This is a genomic window from Streptomyces sp. NPDC104307 (assembly GCF_055584045.1).
The window spans coordinates 1-16626 of record NZ_JBVJMU010000009.1 but is presented as its reverse complement, the minus strand read 5'-3'; the positions used below and the strand labels follow the sequence as shown (position 1 = coordinate 16626).

17 protein-coding genes are annotated in these 16626 nt (G+C 71.1%); 10 read left to right on the top strand and 7 right to left on the bottom strand.

All coding sequences use genetic code 11. The features are described from left to right. The first annotated feature begins 134 nt into the window (after window positions 1-134). On the top strand, window positions 135-740 hold the full coding sequence (locus tag ACZ601_RS22635) for a MarC family protein (protein WP_073736585.1): 606 nt from the start codon (window positions 135-137) through the stop codon (window positions 738-740). Window positions 741-829: 89 nt separating this feature from the next. Here ACZ601_RS22635 and ACZ601_RS22630 read toward each other — a convergent pair whose 3' ends face one another. Then, entirely contained in the window at window positions 830-982 is a 153-nt protein-coding gene (locus ACZ601_RS22630; RefSeq protein WP_199884445.1) for a hypothetical protein, read from the bottom strand. Between the two features lie 222 nt (window positions 983-1204). Here ACZ601_RS22630 and ACZ601_RS22625 point away from each other — a divergent pair, with 222 nt between their 5' ends. After that, window positions 1205-2092, top strand: coding sequence for an NYN domain-containing protein (locus ACZ601_RS22625; protein ID WP_440577971.1), 888 nt, complete (start codon window positions 1205-1207; stop codon window positions 2090-2092). Window positions 2093-2120: 28 nt separating this feature from the next. Here the strand turns inward: ACZ601_RS22625 and ACZ601_RS22620 are convergent, their stop codons facing one another. Next, complete coding sequence (locus tag ACZ601_RS22620; RefSeq protein WP_469540706.1) at window positions 2121-2969, bottom strand: alpha/beta fold hydrolase; 849 nt, start codon at window positions 2967-2969, stop codon at window positions 2121-2123. Between the two features lie 113 nt (window positions 2970-3082). Beyond that, window positions 3083-5023 carry a DEAD/DEAH box helicase gene (locus tag ACZ601_RS22615; RefSeq protein WP_469540701.1) on the bottom strand — a complete coding sequence of 647 codons (1941 nt, stop codon included), beginning with the start codon at window positions 5021-5023 and terminating at the stop codon, window positions 3083-3085. Between the two features lie 451 nt (window positions 5024-5474). On the opposite strand from ACZ601_RS22615, the gene ACZ601_RS22610 reads away from it, so the two are divergent. Next, window positions 5475-6209, top strand: a complete 735-nt coding sequence (locus tag ACZ601_RS22610) for a ferritin-like fold-containing protein (RefSeq protein WP_469540698.1) — start codon at window positions 5475-5477, stop codon at window positions 6207-6209. A 15-nt stretch (window positions 6210-6224) separates the two neighbouring features. On the opposite strand, the gene ACZ601_RS22605 is transcribed toward ACZ601_RS22610, so the two are convergent. From ACZ601_RS22605 to ACZ601_RS22590, 4 genes are all read right to left on the bottom strand, one after another. Continuing rightward, entirely contained in the window at window positions 6225-6494 is a 270-nt protein-coding gene (locus ACZ601_RS22605) for a hypothetical protein (protein ID WP_440577968.1), read from the bottom strand. A gap of 247 nt (window positions 6495-6741) precedes the next feature. Further along, a complete protein-coding gene (locus ACZ601_RS22600; protein ID WP_374781919.1) occupies window positions 6742-6969 on the bottom strand; it encodes a DUF3107 domain-containing protein in 228 nt (75 codons plus the stop codon). Window positions 6970-7113: 144 nt separating this feature from the next. Next, on the bottom strand, window positions 7114-7755 hold the full coding sequence (locus ACZ601_RS22595) for a TetR/AcrR family transcriptional regulator (protein WP_073736579.1): 642 nt from the start codon (window positions 7753-7755) through the stop codon (window positions 7114-7116). Between the two features lie 190 nt (window positions 7756-7945). Further along, on the bottom strand, window positions 7946-8170 hold the full coding sequence (locus tag ACZ601_RS22590; protein ID WP_440577966.1) for a hypothetical protein: 225 nt from the start codon (window positions 8168-8170) through the stop codon (window positions 7946-7948). 109 nt (window positions 8171-8279) lie between these two features. Between ACZ601_RS22590 and ACZ601_RS22585 the strand changes: the two genes are divergently transcribed. The 7 genes from ACZ601_RS22585 to ACZ601_RS22555 all read left to right on the top strand — a co-directional run bounded on the left by ACZ601_RS22585 (window position 8280) and on the right by ACZ601_RS22555 (window position 16423). Then, window positions 8280-9248: an alpha/beta fold hydrolase gene (locus ACZ601_RS22585; protein ID WP_440577965.1), complete on the top strand. Its 969-nt coding sequence runs from the start codon at window positions 8280-8282 to the stop codon at window positions 9246-9248. 8 nt (window positions 9249-9256) lie between these two features. After that, window positions 9257-10615: a DUF3152 domain-containing protein gene (locus ACZ601_RS22580; protein WP_469540693.1), complete on the top strand. Its 1359-nt coding sequence runs from the start codon at window positions 9257-9259 to the stop codon at window positions 10613-10615. A gap of 158 nt (window positions 10616-10773) precedes the next feature. Then, a complete protein-coding gene (locus tag ACZ601_RS22575; protein WP_327338899.1) occupies window positions 10774-10869 on the top strand; it encodes an Ms4533A family Cys-rich leader peptide in 96 nt (31 codons plus the stop codon). A gap of 220 nt (window positions 10870-11089) precedes the next feature. Next, a complete protein-coding gene (locus tag ACZ601_RS22570) occupies window positions 11090-12817 on the top strand; it encodes an ABC transporter substrate-binding protein (RefSeq protein WP_469540690.1) in 1728 nt (575 codons plus the stop codon). A 2-nt stretch (window positions 12818-12819) separates the two neighbouring features. Beyond that, entirely contained in the window at window positions 12820-13803 is a 984-nt protein-coding gene (locus ACZ601_RS22565; protein WP_469540688.1) for an ABC transporter permease, read from the top strand. After that, window positions 13800-14789 carry an ABC transporter permease gene (locus tag ACZ601_RS22560; RefSeq protein ID WP_440578548.1) on the top strand — a complete coding sequence of 330 codons (990 nt, stop codon included), beginning with the start codon at window positions 13800-13802 and terminating at the stop codon, window positions 14787-14789. The genes ACZ601_RS22565 and ACZ601_RS22560 overlap by 4 nt, the downstream gene beginning before the upstream one ends. Then, window positions 14786-16423, top strand: coding sequence for a dipeptide ABC transporter ATP-binding protein (locus tag ACZ601_RS22555; RefSeq protein ID WP_469540684.1), 1638 nt, complete (start codon window positions 14786-14788; stop codon window positions 16421-16423). Before ACZ601_RS22560 ends, ACZ601_RS22555 begins: the two co-directional genes overlap by 4 nt. Window positions 16424-16626: the final 203 nt, after the last annotated feature.

Sequence of the window (16626 nt, the reverse complement as noted above, 5' to 3'; positions counted from 1 at the left end):
GATCCCGCGCCGCACCCCACCCCCGCGCACCGGCCTGCCGCGGTGTCCGCCGGAATCTCCGGCGGACACCGGTCCGGCAGCTGCCCGGCGCGCCGCCCCCACCGCATGCCCGCTCTCTCCTCGCAAGGCTCACTGTGTTCGACGTCGCTGTCTTCGGATCCCTTTTTCTCACGCTTTTTGTGATTATGGATCCGCCCGGAATCACCCCGATCTTCCTGGCCCTCACCGCAGGCCGCCCCGCCAAGACGCAGCGCAAGATGGCGCTCCAGGCGGTCTCCGTCGCCTTCGGCGTGATCGCCGTCTTCGGAGTGCTCGGCCAGCAGATCCTGGACTACCTGCACGTCTCCGTACCCGCCCTGATGATCGCGGGCGGACTGCTCCTGCTGCTGATCGCGCTGGACCTGCTGACCGGCAAGACCGACGAGCCGACGCAGACGAAGGACGTCAACGTGGCACTCGTCCCCCTGGGCATGCCGCTGCTCGCCGGCCCCGGCGCGATCGTCTCGGTGATCCTCGCCGTGCAGCACGCCGACAGCGTCGGGAGCCAGCTCTCGGTCTGGACGGCGATCGTCGCCATGCACGTCGTGCTCTGGCTGACCATGCGCTACTCGCTGCTGATCATCCGGGTCATCAAGGACGGCGGCGTCGTGCTGGTCACCAGGCTCGCCGGGATGATGCTCTCCGCCATCGCCGTGCAGCAGATCATCAACGGCGTCACCCAGGTCATCCAGAACGCCTGACCCGGCCCCGCGCGGCACAGCGCCCCCGCACGATCGATCCGTGCGGGGGCGCTCGTCTTTATGCGGGCAACTTATATACGGGCAAGGTGTTACGAGGCCGAGGTGTCGGCCGGGCGGATATAGATGCGCTGGCCCAATGCCGCGGCCTGCTGCACGATCCGGTTGACGGAGGCGGCGTCCACGACGGTGCTGTCCACGGCGGTACCGTCGACATCGTCGAGTCGCATGATCTCGAAGCGCATATGGCTTCCCTTCGTCTGATCCTCCTGCTGGAGAACTACTGGGAGGACGGGTGACCCGTCCGCAAGGATGAGGAGCGCCAGGCTGGTACGTCTCGCGCCCCACGAGGTGTACAACGGCTTGCTCCCTGCAATCATTCCCTACGCTAAGGAAATTTTTTGGATGTCTAAGTACCAGCAGGTAACCGAGCATGCGCGGACGACGACATCCGCGACGAGGCCCGTATGAACGAGGCAGAGATCGGTGAGCGCCTGGACCGCACCAACGAGCTGCTCCAGCGCGTGCTCGCCGAGGTGTCGAAGACCCCCTCGACCCACGCGATCTTCGTCGACGCGGGCTATGTGTACGCCGCGGCCGGGCTGCTCGTCACCGGCACGGAGGACCGGCGCTCCTTCGACCTCGACTCGGAGGGGCTGATCGAGGCCTTCATCGACAAGGCCCGCACGATCTTCGCGGACAGCCGCCTCCTGCGCGTCTACTGGTACGACGGGGCCAGGCGCCGGATCCACACCGTTGAGCAGCAGTCCATCGCGGAGCTCCCCGACGTCAAGGTCAGACTCGGCAACCTCAACGCCAACAACCAGCAGAAGGGCGTCGACTCACTCATCCGCACCGACCTCGAATCCCTCGCCCGCCACCGTGCCATCAGCGACGCCGCACTCGTCGGCGGCGACGAGGACCTGGTCTCCGCCGTCGAGGCCGCACAGGGGTACGGGGCCCGCGTCCACCTGTGGGGCATCGAGGCCGGCGAAGGCCGCAACCAGGCCGAACCGCTGCTCTGGGAGGTCGACAGCCAGCGCACCTTCGACCTCGACTTCTGCCGCCCCTACGTGACCAGACGGCCCGTCACCACCTACGAGGACGACTCCCCGGCGCCCTCGCGCGACGACGTCCGCTTCGTCGGCACGCAGATCGCCGCGAACTGGCTCTCCGCCCGCGGCCGCGACTCCCTGGCCGACCTGCTCCCCGGACACCCGTACCTGCCGGGCTCCGTCGACCAGGACCTGCTGGTCGAGGCCGAACGCCTGCTCCAGCACTCGCTGCGCGGCCACGCCCATCTGCGGCGGGCGCTGCGCGACGGCTTCTGGCAGCACCTCCAGTCGCAGTACTGACAGTGAACCGGGCCCGTGGCGCCCTTGGTTACAGGCTGTCCCAGAAGGAGGCCAGCGCGGCAGCCGTCGGCCCCGGCCGGTCCGTGTTGGGGGAGTGCTCCGCGCCCTCGATCCGGGTCCGCCGGGCGCCCAGCCGCTCGGCCATCGCGTCGAGCTGGGGCACCGGCCAGACGTCGTCACGCTCGCCGGAGACCACGTGGACCGGCAGCCCGGTGGCGGCGACCTCGGCCACCCGGTCGGGCTCGGTGGCCAGCTGGCGGCCGGTGGCGATCAGCTGGGCGGGCCGGTGACGCATCCAGCGCCGCCGCAGGTCCTCGCCGCCGTCCGCCTCGGCCTCCGTGGGCGGGTCGAAGGCGCGCATGGCCTCCCAGACCTGGTCCATGCTCATGGTCGCCAGCGCGTCGCCCAGGATCTTCAGCTTGACCCGCTGGGGCTCGCTGACCACGCCGGGCCCGGAGGACATCAGGGTCAGCGACCGGAACGGTGCCGGATCCAGGATGGCCGCCGCGCGTGCGACCAGCCCGCCGAGCGAGTGCCCGAGCAGGTGGACCGCGCCGCCGCCGAGGCCGAGCGCGGCCGTCTGCGCGAGTGCGTCACGCGCCAACTCGTCCTGTGCGTAGGACTCCTGGCGGTCCGTCCCGTCGCTCTCGTACTGCCCGCGCCCGTCGACGGCGACCACGCGGTAGCCGGCTTCCGCCAATGGTTCCAGCAGCGCGATGAAGTCCTCCTTGCTGCCGGTGAAGCCGGGCAGCAGGAGCGCGGTGCCGCGTGGCGTGCTGGGCGGGGACGCGTCCAGGACGGCGAAGTCCCCGCGCTCGGTGTGCAGCGCACGGGCCCGGGTGCAGGGAGGCGGGACGAAGGTGGGTGGCCGGCTCATGGGACGAGGTTATGCCGTGAACGCCCGAGGGGCCCGGGGGGATCCCCCCGGGCCCCTCGGGCACTCCGGCGCCATCGGGCGCCGCTCTCAGCTGTCAATCTCAGCTCTCGGTCTCAGCTCTCGGTCTTCGCGGCGGCCGCTCGCGGTGCCCGACGCCTGCGCGGCTTGGCCTCGCCCTCGGTGACCGAGGCGTCCGCCACGGCCTCCGTCTTCGGCTTCGCGGCCGCACGGGTGCGACGACGCGGCCTGGAGTCGTTCTCCGGCTCGGCGATGGGCGCGATCTGGAAGTCGACCTCGTCCTCGGCCGGCTTGATCACCCGGGCGCGGCGGCGCGGCTTGGTCACCGTCTTCGCCTCCGCCACGGGCTCGGCCACGGGGGCGGTCTGGAAGTCGACCTCCTCCGTCACCGGCTTCACGACCCGGGCGCGGCTGCGACGCGGCTTCGTGGCGGTCACGGTCTCGGCCGCCACCTCCACCGTGACCTCGGTCTTGGCCTTGGCCTTGGGCGACCTGGGCGGCCTGGTCGTGGTCTTTGCCGCGGGCTCGGGGTCGATGACGACGACCGGGGCGGCCTGCGCCACCTCCGCCGCGGCCTCGGCCACGACCTCCGGGACACCGACGCGGCCGCGCCGACGCCGGCGCGGCGTACGCGGCTCCGTGGCGCCTTCGGCGGGCGTCTCGACGGCGGGGGCCTCGACGGCAGGTGCGGGTACCGTCGCGGCGTTCTCCTCCGCGGCGGAACCGCCCCGGGTGCGACGGCGCTGACGCGGCGTGCGCGGGGGGCGCTCCTCGCGGACGGCGGGTGCGGAGGCGGCGGCGGACTTGCGGCCGCGGCCACCCGTCTCGCCGAGGTCCTCCATCTCCTCGGCCCGCAGACCGGCGCGGGTGCGCTCGGTACGCGGCAGGACACCCTTGGTGCCGGCCGGGATGTCCAGCTCCTCGTACAGGTGCGGAGAGGTGGAGTACGTCTCCGGCGGGTCCGGGAACTTCAGGTCCAGGGCCTTGTTGATCAGCTGCCAGCGCGGGATGTCGTCCCAGTCGACCAGCGTGATCGCGATGCCCTTGGCACCCGCCCGGCCGGTCCGGCCGATCCGGTGCAGGTACGTCTTCTCGTCCTCGGGCGACTGGTAGTTGATGACGTGGGTGACACCCTCGACATCGATACCGCGCGCCGCGACGTCGGTGCAGACGAGCACGTCGACCTTGCCGTTGCGGAAGGCGCGCAGCGCCTGCTCGCGGGCGCCCTGGCCGAGGTCGCCGTGGACGGCGCCGGAGGCGAAACCGCGCTTCTCCAGCTGCTCCGCGATGTCGGCGGCGGTGCGCTTGGTGCGGCAGAAGATCATCGCGAGTCCGCGGCCGTTGGCCTGGAGGATGCGCGAGACCATCTCCGGCTTGTCCATGTTGTGCGCGCGGTAGACGTACTGCGCGGTGTTCTTGACGGTCGTGCCCTCGTCGTCGGGCGAGGTGGCGTTGATGTGCGTCGGCTGCGACATGTAGCGGCGCGCGAGGCTGATGACCGCGCCCGGCATGGTCGCGGAGAACAGCATGGTCTGCCGCTTGGCCGGCAGCATCGTGATGATGCGCTCGACGTCGGGCAGGAAGCCCAGGTCCAGCATCTCGTCGGCCTCGTCGAGGACGAGGACGCGGATGTGTGAGAGGTCGAGCTTGCGCTGGCCCGCGAGGTCGAGCAGCCGGCCCGGGGTGCCGACGACGACGTCGACGCCCTTCTTGAGGGCCTCCACCTGGGGCTCGTACGCCCGGCCGCCGTAGATCGCGAGAACGCGGACGTTACGGACCTTGCCGGCGGTCTGGAGGTCGTTGGTGACCTGCTGGCACAGCTCGCGGGTGGGGACGACGATCAGGGCCTGCGGCGCGTCGGTGAGCTTCTCGGGCGCTGCCCGGCCCGCCTCGACGTCCGCGGGGACGGTGACGCGCTCCAGCAGCGGCAGCCCGAAACCGAGCGTCTTGCCGGTGCCGGTCTTGGCCTGTCCGATGACATCGGAGCCGGAGAGCGCTACGGGGAGCGTCATCTCCTGGATGGGGAAGGGGGACATGATGCCGACGGACTCAAGTGCCTCGGCCGTCTCGGGAAGAATCCCGAGGTCTCGGAACGTAGTCAGGGTATTGCCTCTTCTGTGAAACGCGGTCCGAGGCGAACGAAGGGGGTCGTACCGTGCCGGGGTTGGTCATCCGGCCGTGGATGGGCCGGGTGGCGCGGGACCACTGCCGTCGCTCGAGCGCTCGTGCCGCTGAGGGGGCCCCTCATCTGCGGTCGTACGTGGCGTACGCCTCGCGTGGAGGGCTGTCGGGTCGGAGCCGATCGGGCCACCGACCGGGCATCCTCATTCAGTTTCGCGCGACGAGCAGTTGCAAAATGCTCAGTAAGCGCAATACCACTGTACCCCGGATTCGCGCATCTGTGTTGGGCGAATTCATCGGAACGGTGTGACGTCAGTCTGCGGCCGGACCCGTCCGCGTCTCGGCGGGCGGGCTATTCTGCGGTCCATGGAGACGCCTGACAACGCTACCGAAACCCCCGCATCCACCCGAATCGCCGACCAGGACTGGGCCACCGCGTCCGCGGAGCCGCAGTACCGGGCCGCCGTCGTGGACCTGCTGGGAGCACTTGCCTACGGGGAGCTGGCGGCCTTCGAGCGGCTCGCCGAGGACGCGAAACTCGCGCCGACGCTGGGTGACAAGGCGGCGCTGGCGAGGATGGCGTCCGCGGAATTCCACCACTTCGAGCGGTTGACCGACCGGCTGACGGCGATCGAGGTGCAGCCGACCGGTGCGATGGAGCCGTTCGCGAAGGCGCTCGACGACTTCCACCGCCAGACCGCCCCGTCGGACTGGCTGGAAGGCCTGGTCAAGGCCTATGTCGGTGACTCGATCGCCAGTGACTTCTACCGTGAGGTCGCGGCCAGGCTCGACTCCGACACCCGTTCCCTCGTGCTCGCCGTGCTCGATGACACGGGCCACGGCAACTTCGCCGTCGAGAAGGTGCGCGCCGCGATCGAGGCGGACCCCAGGCTCGGCGGCCGGCTCGCGCTGTGGGCCCGCCGGCTGATGGGCGAGGCGCTCTCGCAGGCCCAGCGCGTGGTGGCCGACCGCGACGCGCTGTCCACCATGCTGGTGGGCGGGGTGGCGGACGGATTCGATCTGGCCGAGGTCGGCCGGATGTTCTCGCGGATCACCGAGGCGCACACCAAGCGGATGGCCACCCTGGGGCTCGCGGCTTAGCACCGCCCCGCGGTGTCAGGCGGCCGCCGACCTGTTGATCCGGCGGCTGCGCGGGCGGATCAGCAGGGAGACCGTCACCGCGGAGATGAGCGCCGCGCCGATCATCGTCGCCGCCGCGTGGCCGGGGCCCAGCACCGAGTGCATCAGATAGAGGCCGAACAGGGCTCCCAGCGCTCCGGTACCGAAGACGGTCCGGCGGGACGGGAGGCGGGGCGACAGGGAGCGCAGTGCCGCCCAGGACAGGGCCAGTCCGAGCACGACGGAGCCCAGGGTTTCAAAGATCACAGACGATCACCTCGCAGGTTACGGGGCGGGCAATTCGGTCTACGCGGTACTACCCCCGGGCCGCGGAACACAATCATTCCGCGGACAGGCTTCGCCCAGCCGTCGCACAGGAACGCACAGGAATTCGACTGTCGTACATGAAGCGGCCGCGCCGCGCGGGGCCGGCCGCCGGACGCGCAACGGAAAGCGGCCCGGCGGGGGGATCCCCCGCCGGGCCGCTTTCCGCGGTCGCTGTGTCCGCGCGCTCCTAGAGCGCGCCGAACCCCACCCGTCGTGTGCTGGGCTCGCCGATCTCCACGTAGGCGATCCGGTCGGCCGGCACCAGGACCTTGCGGCCCTTCTCGTCCGTGAGGCTGAGCAGCCGCGCCTTGCCGGCGAGAGCCTCGGAAACCGCGCTCTCGACCTCTTCGGCGGAAAGCCCGCTCTCCAGAACGATCTCCCGGGGCGTGTGCTGCACCCCGATCTTGACCTCCACGGCTATGTCCCTCCGACGGTCAGTCCCTGCGCGGTGAACCGCGCCGTACGCAGCACACATTAGCCCGCTGCCGACGGTGACCAGGGATCCGCGGGCAACGCCCGCAGCGAACACGGGCGCCGGCCCTCCCACCCGGTGCTGATCTCAGTGCTGATCGATGCCGTGCAGCGGGAAGCCCGCGATGCCCCGCCAGGCCAGCGAGGTGAGCAGCTCGACCGCGGTGTCGCGCGGGATGGCGGACCGGCTGGAGAGCCAGTAGCGGGCGACCACCTGGGACACCCCGCCCAGGCCGACCGCGAGCAGCATGGACTCGTCCTTGGACAGGCCCGTGTCACCGGCGATCACATCGGAGATCGCCTCGGCGCACTGCAGCGAGACCCGGTCCACCCGCTCGCGCACGGCGGGCTCGTTGGTCAGGTCGGACTCGAAGACCAGCCGGAAGGCGCCGCCCTCGTCCTCGACGTACGCGAAGTAGGCATCCATCGTCGCTGCCACGCGCAGCTTGTTGTCGGTCGTCGACGCGAGCGCCGTGCGGACCGCCTGGAGCAGCGACTCGCAGTGCTGGTCGAGCAGGGCCAGGTAGAGCTCCAGCTTGCCCGGGAAGTGCTGGTAGAGCACCGGCTTGCTGACCCCGGCCCGCTCCGCGATGTCGTCCATCGCGGCGGAGTGGTAGCCCTGCGCGACGAAAACCTCCTGGGCGGCGCCCAGGAGCTGATTGCGTCGGGCGCGACGCGGCAGGCGAGTGCCCCGCGGACGCGCCGCCTCGGTCTGCTCGATGGCTGTCACGCCGCCTCCCAAATTTGTGTTCCGACACAGCCGTTCCGTACTCGCTGCGCCATACCGCCATCGTACTTTCGGGTAACCGGGGTATGCGCGGCGCGGACGCAGAATTTCACGGACCGGACGCCCGCGGTAGCCGCATTTCCTGGTGACCTCTGCCGTATAGCGGGACGTATCAGCGGTAATCGTCCTCGCCTCAGCGGTAATCGTCCTCGTCGTGCTCGTCGTGCGAGACGGCGCGGGCCTGTTCCGCCGCGTCCGCCTCGTTCGCACGGTTCCGGTCGACTTCCGTCAGCGGTTCGTCGCTCTCGGGCCGCAGCTCCGCCTGCTGCTCCGCGGCGTCCGCCTCGGGTGTCTCCTGGCCGGGTCCGTCGGGCTGGACGCCTTCGAAGGACTCCGGGTCACTGGGGTCGACCGTCATGGTGGCTCCCTTCCTTGTTCCGAGCCTAGGAGCAGGGCCCCGATGCCGCTATGCGGTGTGTGACGGCCAACACACGAATCGCGGTGTGATCGTCTCGTAACATTGCCGCATGTCTTCGACCGAGCTGCCGGGAGTCCGTGCCGCCGCCGCAGCGGCGGCGGCGCCCACAGTGAGCACCGTCAGGGTCGCGGAGGGCGAGAGACTCCGCTCCGTCACGCTGGCCGGGCTCACACTGAACGTCCGATCGCGGCCACCGGAGCGGACGGGCCTCGCGCCCGCCCTCTACGTGCACGGCCTCGGTGGCTCCTCGCAGAACTGGTCGGCGCTGATGCCGCTGCTCCAGGACGTGGTGGACGGTGAGGCGCTGGACCTGCCGGGTTTCGGGGACTCCCCGCCCCCGGACGACGGCAACTACTCGGTCACCGGTCACGCCCGCGCGGTGATCCGCTTCCTGGACGCGGAGGAGCGCGGACCCGTCCATCTGTTCGGCAACTCCCTCGGCGGCTCGGTGGCCACCAGGGTCGCCGCGGTCCGCCCCGACCTGGTGCGCACGCTGACCCTGATCTCGCCCGCGCTCCCCGAGATCCGGGTGCAGTTGTCGGCCGCGCCGACCGCACTGCTCGCGGTTCCGGGACTCGTAACCCTGTTCACCCGGATGAGCCGGGACTGGACCGCGGAAGAACGCACCCGTGGAGTCATGGCACTCTGTTACGGCGATCCGGCACGGGTCTCGGAGGAGGGCTTCCGTGCGGCGGTGGCCGAAATGGAGCGACGGCTGGAACTGCCGTACTTCTGGGACGCCATGGCGCGCTCGGCACGTGGCATCGTCGACGCGTACACGTTGGGCGGGCAGCACGGGCTGTGGCGTCAGGCCGAGCGGGTGCTCGCACCGACCCAGCTCGTGTACGGCGGACGGGACCGGCTCGTCTCGTACCGGATGGCACGCAGGGCGTCCGCGGCCTTCCGCGATTCGCGGCTGCTGACACTGCCCGACGCGGGGCACGTGGCGATGATGGAGTACCCGGAGGCGGTCGCCCAGGCGTTCCGGGAACTACTCGACGAAGACGGCGGGAGCTGATCCGGGGCGTGGGACGACACAGTCGAAAGGGCCCTGGGCCCAAGGCCCCTGAGACCGGGTCCGCCCCGGCGGAATCGGGTGCCGGGCGCGAGGACACCAGGCCGGCACCCGGCAACGGCCGGCGCAGGCGGCCGGGCGAGGCGCCACCGGCCCCCGGCGGCCCCACCCCGTTCCAGGGCGCACCCCAGGTGCGCGGTGGCCACCCCGAACAGCGTGAGCCCGGTGGCGGCTGGGGCACCGGACCCGTCGAGCGGCCGGTGCCGCCGCGCGGCGGCACCGGCCGCACCGGCGTCCAGGCCTCGGCGCCCCCGCGTCCGCAGGCTCAGGGGACCGGCACCAAGCCGCTGATACCGGGACCGCGCAGGGAGTTCGTCGAGGCGTTCGACGCCCAGCCGACCCAGTCGACCCAGTCGACCCAGCGCGCCCAGCCGACCCAGCCCGCCCGGCCGCCTCGCGGCCCGGCGCCGGAGCAGGACGCCCCCGCCGACCCGTCCAGCTCCACCGGTGACCGGGACGGGCAGCCGCCCGGCGGCGAGGACGGCGCGCCCAAGGAGTCCAGGGGCGGCAGGGGTCGCACCTTCACCGGTATCGCGGCCGCCGCGGTGACCACGGTGCTCGCGGTGGTCGTGGCGGGCCAGGTCGCCCACGACGGCGGTGGCCGCTCGGGCGCCGCGCAGGCCGCGGGCGTCGACCGGGACGGCGCGGACGGCGCCTCCCGTTCGGACGGCAGGAAGACCCCCGCGCCCAAGGTGGCGGTCAAGCCCCTGACGTACGAGCAGAAAATGGCCAAGCCCTACCCGCTGGCACCGAAGCTCAAGGGTTCCGGGAAATTCGAAGCGGTGCCGGGAGCGGCGAAGGCTCCGGGTAAGGGACACCGGTACGTCTACCGGATCGACATCGAGAAGGGGCTCGGCCTCGATTCCGCGCTCTTTGCCGATGCGGTCCAGAAAACCCTTAATGATGAACGCAGTTGGGCGCACGACGGCGCGATGACCTTCCAACGGACTTCCACCGGCGATCCGGATTTCGTGATCACGCTGGCCAGTCCGGGAACCACCGGCGTCTGGTGCGAGAAGTCGGGCCTGGACACGACCGTGGACAACGTCTCCTGTGACTCCGCCGCCACCGAGCGCGTGATGATCAACGCCTATCGCTGGGCCCAGGGCTCGTCCACCTTCGGTCCGGACAAGCTCTACTCCTACCGGCAGATGCTGATCAACCACGAGGTGGGCCACCGGCTGGGGCACAACCATGTGAGCTGCCGCACGCCGGGCACCCTCGCTCCGGTGATGCAGCAGCAGACCAAATCGCTCGATATCGACAACATCAAGTGCCGGCCCAACGCCTGGGTGTACCCGAAGGGTTGAGCCCGGCCCGCAGTCGTGTGAGGGGACGCGGGTCCGGTGCCGGGAAGGCCGGTCGCCGGACCGTCGGGGGTGGTCTCCCGGCGCGCCCCGTCCGAATACTGAGACGGCCGTCTCGTATCGCGTTGACATCGGGTGGGCCGTCGCCCATATTTCTCGGCATGTCACACAGCCCCCTCACCTCCGAACGCGCAGCCATCGAGCTGGCGCTCATCGGTGTGACCGGGCACAGTGTCGCCGACGTCGACTGTTGCTGACGCCTGCCCGAGTGCGCGTCGGCCCCCGCCGTCCGAGCCCTGACGGGCCGGCCGGACCCCTCCCGACTGCCGCACCGGGCGTACTCCGTCCGCAGGCGCGGCAGTTACCAGTGTTCCGGTCCCGGTACCGACCGGTCGTACGCACATGTCCCTCTCGCCGCCTGCACGGATCCGCTCCTGTATCCCTCACCCAGGCAGTTCTCCGAGAGGTCATCTTCCGATGCGTCAACCGTCCGTCATATCGCGCCGCGCAGCAGCGGCCGCCGCAGTCATCGTCGTGACAGCAACCGCCGCGGCCTGCGGGCCAGAGGGCAGCGGCAAGGGGAGCGACGACAGCTCCGGTGCGGCGGGCGCGCCCAGGAAGGGCGGCACGCTGACCGTCCTCAACAGCGCCCCGCAGGAGGACTTCGACCCCGGCCGGCTCTACACCTCCGGCGGCGGCAACGTCCCCTCGCTCGTCTTCCGCACCCTCACCACCCGCAACCGGGAGGACGGCGCGGCCGGCTCGAAGGTCGTCCCCGACCTGGCGACCGACCTCGGCAGGCCCAGCAAGAACGCCACCGTCTGGACGTACACGCTCAAGGACAACCTGAAGTACGAGGACGGCACCGCGATCACGAGCGCCGACATCAAGTACGGCGTCGAGCGCTCCTTCGCCGCCGAACTCTCCGGCGGTGCGCCCTATCTGCGCGACTGGCTGATCGGCGGGGCCGGCTACCAGGGCCCGTACAAGGACAAGAAGGGCCTCGACTCGATCGAGACGCCCGACGCGAAGACGATCGTCTTCCACCTCAACAAGCCCGAGGGCGAGTTCCCCTTCCTGGCCAGCCAGACGCAGACCACGCCCGTGCCCAAGGCCAAGGACACCGGCACGAAGTACGAGGAGCACCCGCTCTCCTCCGGCCCGTACAAGGTCGTCAAGAACGAGGGCGACGGCGAGCGCCTCATCCTGGAGCGCAACACCCACTGGTCGGCCGCCACCGACGAGGAGCGCAAGGCCTACCCCGACCGGATCGACGTCCGCTCCGGCCTCGACTCCGCCGTCATCAACCAGCGGCTGTCCGCCTCGCAGGGCGCCGACGCGGCCGCCGTCACCACCGACACCAACCTCGGCCCGGCCGAGCTCGCCAAGGTCAGCGGCGACAAGAAGCTCGCCGCCCGGGTCGGCACCGGCCACTTCGGCTACAGCAACTACATCGCCTTCAACCCGAAGGTGAAGCCGTTCGACAACCCGAAGGTGCGCCAGGCGATCTCGTACGCCGTCGACCGCACCTCCGTCGTCAACGCCGCGGGCGGCTCCTCGCTCGCCGAGCCCGCCACCACCTTCCTGCCCGACCAGGCCTCCTTCGGCTACACGCCGTACGACGCCTTCCCGGCCGGAAAGAACGGCGACGCGGCCAAGGCGAAGAAGCTGCTGAAGGAGGCCGGATACCCCAAGGGGCTGACCGTCACCCTCACGCACGACAACGAGAAGAACTTCGCCACAAGCCCCGAGATCGCCACCGCGCTCCAGGAGGCGCTGAAGAAGGCCGGCATCACCGCCAAGCTCCGGGGCCTGGAGGACAACGCCTACTCCGACACCGTCTACAACGTGAAGACCGAGCCCGGCTTCTTCCTCGCCGGCTGGGGCGCCGACTGGCCCTCCGGCGGCCCGTTCTTCGCCCCGATCTTTGATGGACGCCAGATCGTCAAGGCCGGGTACAACTTCAACTCCTCCCAGCTGAACGACCCCTCGGTCAACAAGGAGATCGACGAGATCAACAAGCTGACCGACCTGAGCGCCGCCGCCAAGCGCTGGGGCGCGCTCGACAAGAAGGTCGGTGAGCAGGCGCTGACCGTGCCGCTGTTCCACCCGGTCTACAAGCGCCTGTACGGCGAGTCCGTCAAGAACATCGTGATCAGCGACTGGACCGGCGTGCTCGACATCTCGCAGGTCGCGGTCAAGTAGCCATGACCGAAGCACTGCTGGTCAAGGAGGCGGGGGCCGTCGCGGCCCCCGCCTCCGGGGCCCATCCGTTCTGGCGGCGGCTGCGCACCCGGCGCTCCGCCCTGGTCGCCGCCGTCCTCGTCGCCCTGCTGGTCCTGACCGCGCTCGCCGCACCGCTGCTCGCGGGCATCGAGGGCCAGAACCCCACCACGTACCACCCCGACCTCGTCGACTCCGCCACCGGCGGGGTGCCGCTCGGCTCCTTCGGCGGGATCAGCGCGGAGCACTGGCTCGGCGTCGAACCGCTCACCGGACGCGACCTCTTCGCCCGCATCGTGTACGGCGCCCGCGTCTCGCTCGGCGTTGCGCTCGGCGCGACGCTGCTCCAGGTCGCCATCGGCGTCGCCGTCGGCCTCGCGGCCGGACTCGGCAACCGCTTCGTCGACCAGGTGTTCAGCCGGATCACCGACGTCATGGTCGCCCTGCCGGTCATGGTGGCCGCGCTCGGCGCGCTCGCCGTCGTCCCGGCCGGATTCCCGCGCCCGGTACTGATCGCGCTGCTCGTCGGACTGGTCGGCTGGACCCACATCTCCAAGGTCGTACGCGCGAAGACCCTCGCCCTGAAATCGCTCGACCACGTCGCCGCCGCCCGGCTCAGCGGCTGGGGCCCCTGGCAGATCGCCCGGCGCGAGCTGCTGCCCGCGCTGGCGGCGCCCGTCATCACGTACGCCGTCCTGCTCTTCCCCTCCAACATCGTCGTCGAGGCCGCGCTGTCCTTCCTCGGCGTCGGCATCAAGCCGCCCACACCGTCCTGGGGACAGATGCTCAGCGACGCCGACACCTGGTACCAGGCCGCGCCCACCTATCTGCTGATCCCGGCCGGACTGCTCTTCGTCACCGTGCTGGCGCTCACCGTTCTCGGCGAGGGCGTGCGCACCGCGCTCGACCCGCGTGCCGCCTCCCGGCTGCGGATCGGCACCGGCGCGAAGAAGGAGGCCGGAGCATGACGTCCTTCCTGCTGCGGCGCCTGGGCGGAGCACTCTTCGTGCTGCTCGCCCTGAGCGTCGTCGTCTACGCCGCGTTCTACGTGGCACCGGGCAACGTCGCGCAGATCGCCTGCGGTCCGCGCTGCTCGCCCGCCCAGGTGGCCCAGGTCAGCGAGCAACTGAGGCTCGACGACCCGGTGTACGTGCAGTACGCGCACTTCCTCCAGGCGCTGGTCACCGGCCGCGACTACTCCACCGGAACCGGTGTGGTGCACTGCCAGGCCCCCTGCCTCGGACTCTCGTACCAGAGCGGCCAGCAGGTCACCCAGCTGATCGTCGCCAAGCTGCCGGCCACCGCCTCGCTCGCCGTCGGCGCCTTCGTGCTGTGGATGGTGCTCGGGGTCGGCACCGGAGTGCTCTCGGTGTGGCGGCGCGGCCGCGCCACCGAGCGCGTTCTCACCGGGATCACCCTGGCGGGTATGGCCACACCGGTCTTCGTGATCGGTCTGCTGCTGATCATCATCTGCGTCACCGCGCTCCAGATCCTGCCGTTCCCGGACTACGTGCCGTTCACGGACGACCCGGAGCAGTGGGCCTGGAACCTGCTGCTGCCCTGGATCTCGCTTGCACTCGTCTCCGCCGCCCCGTACGCGCGGATGACCCGCGCCTCGATGCTGGAGACGCTCGCCGAGGACCATGTGCGCACCTTCAGGGCGTACGGGGTCAGCGAGCGCGCGATCGTCGGACGGCACGCCCTGCGCGGGGCGCTCGCCCCGGTGATCGCGCTCGGCGCCGTGGACATCGGCGCGATGTTCGGCGGCGCCGTGCTCACCGAGTCCCTCTTCGGGATTCCGGGGGTCGGCCGCGAACTCGTCGCGGCCGTACGGAACGTGGACCTCCCGGTCGTCGTCGGCCTGGTGCTCGTCACCGGGTTCTTCGTCGTCCTCGCCAATGCCGTCGCGGACATCCTCCAGGCGATGGCCGACCGACGGGTGGTGCTGTCATGAGTCTCGTCGAGGTCACCGATCTCTCGATCTCCTTCGGCGACGTGCACGCGGTGCGCGGACTGTCGTTCTCGCTGGAGGCCGGCGGCGCGCTCGGCGTCGTCGGTGAGTCCGGCTCCGGCAAGAGCGCCTCCGCGTACGCCCTGCTCGGACTGCACCGGGGGACCGGCGCCAAGGTCGGCGGCTCGGTCCGGGTCGCGGGCGTGGACGTCCAGTCCGCCGGGGACGCCGAACTGCGCGGGCTGCGCGGGGCGAAGGCCGCGATGGTCTTCCAGGACCCGCTCTCCTCGCTGGACCCGTACTACGCGGTGGGCGACCAGATCGCCCAGGTGTACCGGGTCCACAACCGGGTCTCCCGGCGGGCGGCCCGGACCAGGGCCGTCGAGGTGCTGGACCGGGTCGGGATTCCGGACGCGGTACGCCGCTCCCGCTCCCGGCCGCACGAGTTCTCCGGCGGGATGCGGCAGCGCGCACTCATCGCGATGGCGCTGGCCTGCGAGCCGGAGCTGCTGATCGCGGACGAGCCGACGACCGCGCTCGACGTCACCGTCCAGGCCCAGATCCTCGACCTGCTGCACGGGCTGCGCCGCGAGACGGGCATGGGGCTGCTGCTGGTCACCCATGACGTGGGCGTGGCGGCGGAGTCGGTGGACGAGGTGCTGGTCATGCGGTCCGGCCTCGCGGTGGAACGGGGGCCGGTGGCCGAGGTACTGCGCGCGCCGCGCGAGCCGTACACGAAGGCGCTGCTGTCCGCGGTTCCGCGCATCGCCCCGGAGCCGGGTGGCGTTGCTGACGCGGCTGGTGCGGCTGGTGCCGGTGGTGCGCCTGGTGCGGCCAGTGCGGCCGGGCGTACTGGCCCCGACACGGCCGAGGTGCTCGTCGAGGCCGACGGCCTGCGGCAGGTGTTCGGGCGGGGGAAGTCCGCCCTGGCCGCAGTGGACGGGGTCTCCCTCACCGTCCGCCACGGCGAGACGCTCGGCATCGTCGGGGAGAGCGGCAGCGGCAAGACCACCCTCGGGCGGATGCTCGTCGGCCTCCTGGAGCCCACCTCCGGCCGGCTCGACCGGGTGGACCGGGTGCAGATGGTCTTCCAGGACCCGGTCTCCTCGCTCAACCCGCGCCGCTCCGTGGGCGAGTCCGTCGCGGATCCGCTGCGGGCGCGCGGGCAGCGCGACGAGAGCGCGATCAGGGCGCGCGTACGGGACCTGCTGGAGCGCGTCGGACTCGATCCCGAGCAGTACGACCGCTATCCGCACGAGTTCAGCGGCGGGCAGCGCCAACGCGTCGGCATCGCGCGGGCGCTGGCCGCGGAACCGAGGCTGATCGTCTGCGACGAGGCGGTCTCCGCCCTCGACGTGACGACCCAGGCCCAGGTGACCGCGCTGCTGGCCGAGCTCCAGCGGGAACTGGGACTCGCGCTGGTCTTCATCGCGCACGATCTCGCGGTCGTCCGGCAGGTCAGCGACCGGGTGGCCGTCATGCGCCACGGCCGGATCGTCGAGGAGGGCCCGGTGGAACAGGTCTACGGAGCGCCTCGTGATCCGTACACCAGACAGCTCCTGGCGGCCGTTCCGGCACTCGATCCGGCTCTCGCGGCGGTCCGCCGGGCGGCGCGGGCGGAGGCCGTCGCTGCCTGACCGTACGTAGTCGACCGCCTCTATAGCGCGACAGAACGCTACAGGGGTGGGAAAGTTACGCCGGTTCACCCCTTTCGGTGGTGGGCCGGTCAACCCGCCGGGGGCCCCCCCGCGGGTTGGGTTTTGGTGGTGCCCCCGGGGGTGGGCGGTGGGGGGGGGGGCCGGGGCGGGGGGGTTGGGGGGGGGGGGGGGGGGGGGGGGTG

What these genes read in the sequence shown, in the direction of transcription:
- ACZ601_RS22610 (WP_469540698.1), top strand. Translation starts at nt 5,475, where the DNA reads ATGGAGACGCCTGACAACGCTACCGAAACCCCCGCATCCACCCGAATC.
- ACZ601_RS22615 (WP_469540701.1), bottom strand. Translation starts at nt 5,023, where the DNA reads ATGTCCCCCTTCCCCATCCAGGAGATGACGCTCCCCGTAGCGCTCTCC.
- ACZ601_RS22565 (WP_469540688.1), top strand. Translation starts at nt 12,820, where the DNA reads ATGACCGAAGCACTGCTGGTCAAGGAGGCGGGGGCCGTCGCGGCCCCC.
- ACZ601_RS22630 (WP_199884445.1), bottom strand. Translation starts at nt 982, where the DNA reads ATGCGCTTCGAGATCATGCGACTCGACGATGTCGACGGTACCGCCGTG.
- ACZ601_RS22575 (WP_327338899.1), top strand. Translation starts at nt 10,774, where the DNA reads ATGTCACACAGCCCCCTCACCTCCGAACGCGCAGCCATCGAGCTGGCG.
- ACZ601_RS22590 (WP_440577966.1), bottom strand. Translation starts at nt 8,170, where the DNA reads ATGACGGTCGACCCCAGTGACCCGGAGTCCTTCGAAGGCGTCCAGCCC.
- ACZ601_RS22620 (WP_469540706.1), bottom strand. Translation starts at nt 2,969, where the DNA reads ATGAGCCGGCCACCCACCTTCGTCCCGCCTCCCTGCACCCGGGCCCGT.
- ACZ601_RS22570 (WP_469540690.1), top strand. Translation starts at nt 11,090, where the DNA reads ATGCGTCAACCGTCCGTCATATCGCGCCGCGCAGCAGCGGCCGCCGCA.
- ACZ601_RS22625 (WP_440577971.1), top strand. Translation starts at nt 1,205, where the DNA reads ATGAACGAGGCAGAGATCGGTGAGCGCCTGGACCGCACCAACGAGCTG.
- ACZ601_RS22585 (WP_440577965.1), top strand. Translation starts at nt 8,280, where the DNA reads ATGTCTTCGACCGAGCTGCCGGGAGTCCGTGCCGCCGCCGCAGCGGCG.
- ACZ601_RS22555 (WP_469540684.1), top strand. Translation starts at nt 14,786, where the DNA reads ATGAGTCTCGTCGAGGTCACCGATCTCTCGATCTCCTTCGGCGACGTG.
- ACZ601_RS22560 (WP_440578548.1), top strand. Translation starts at nt 13,800, where the DNA reads ATGACGTCCTTCCTGCTGCGGCGCCTGGGCGGAGCACTCTTCGTGCTG.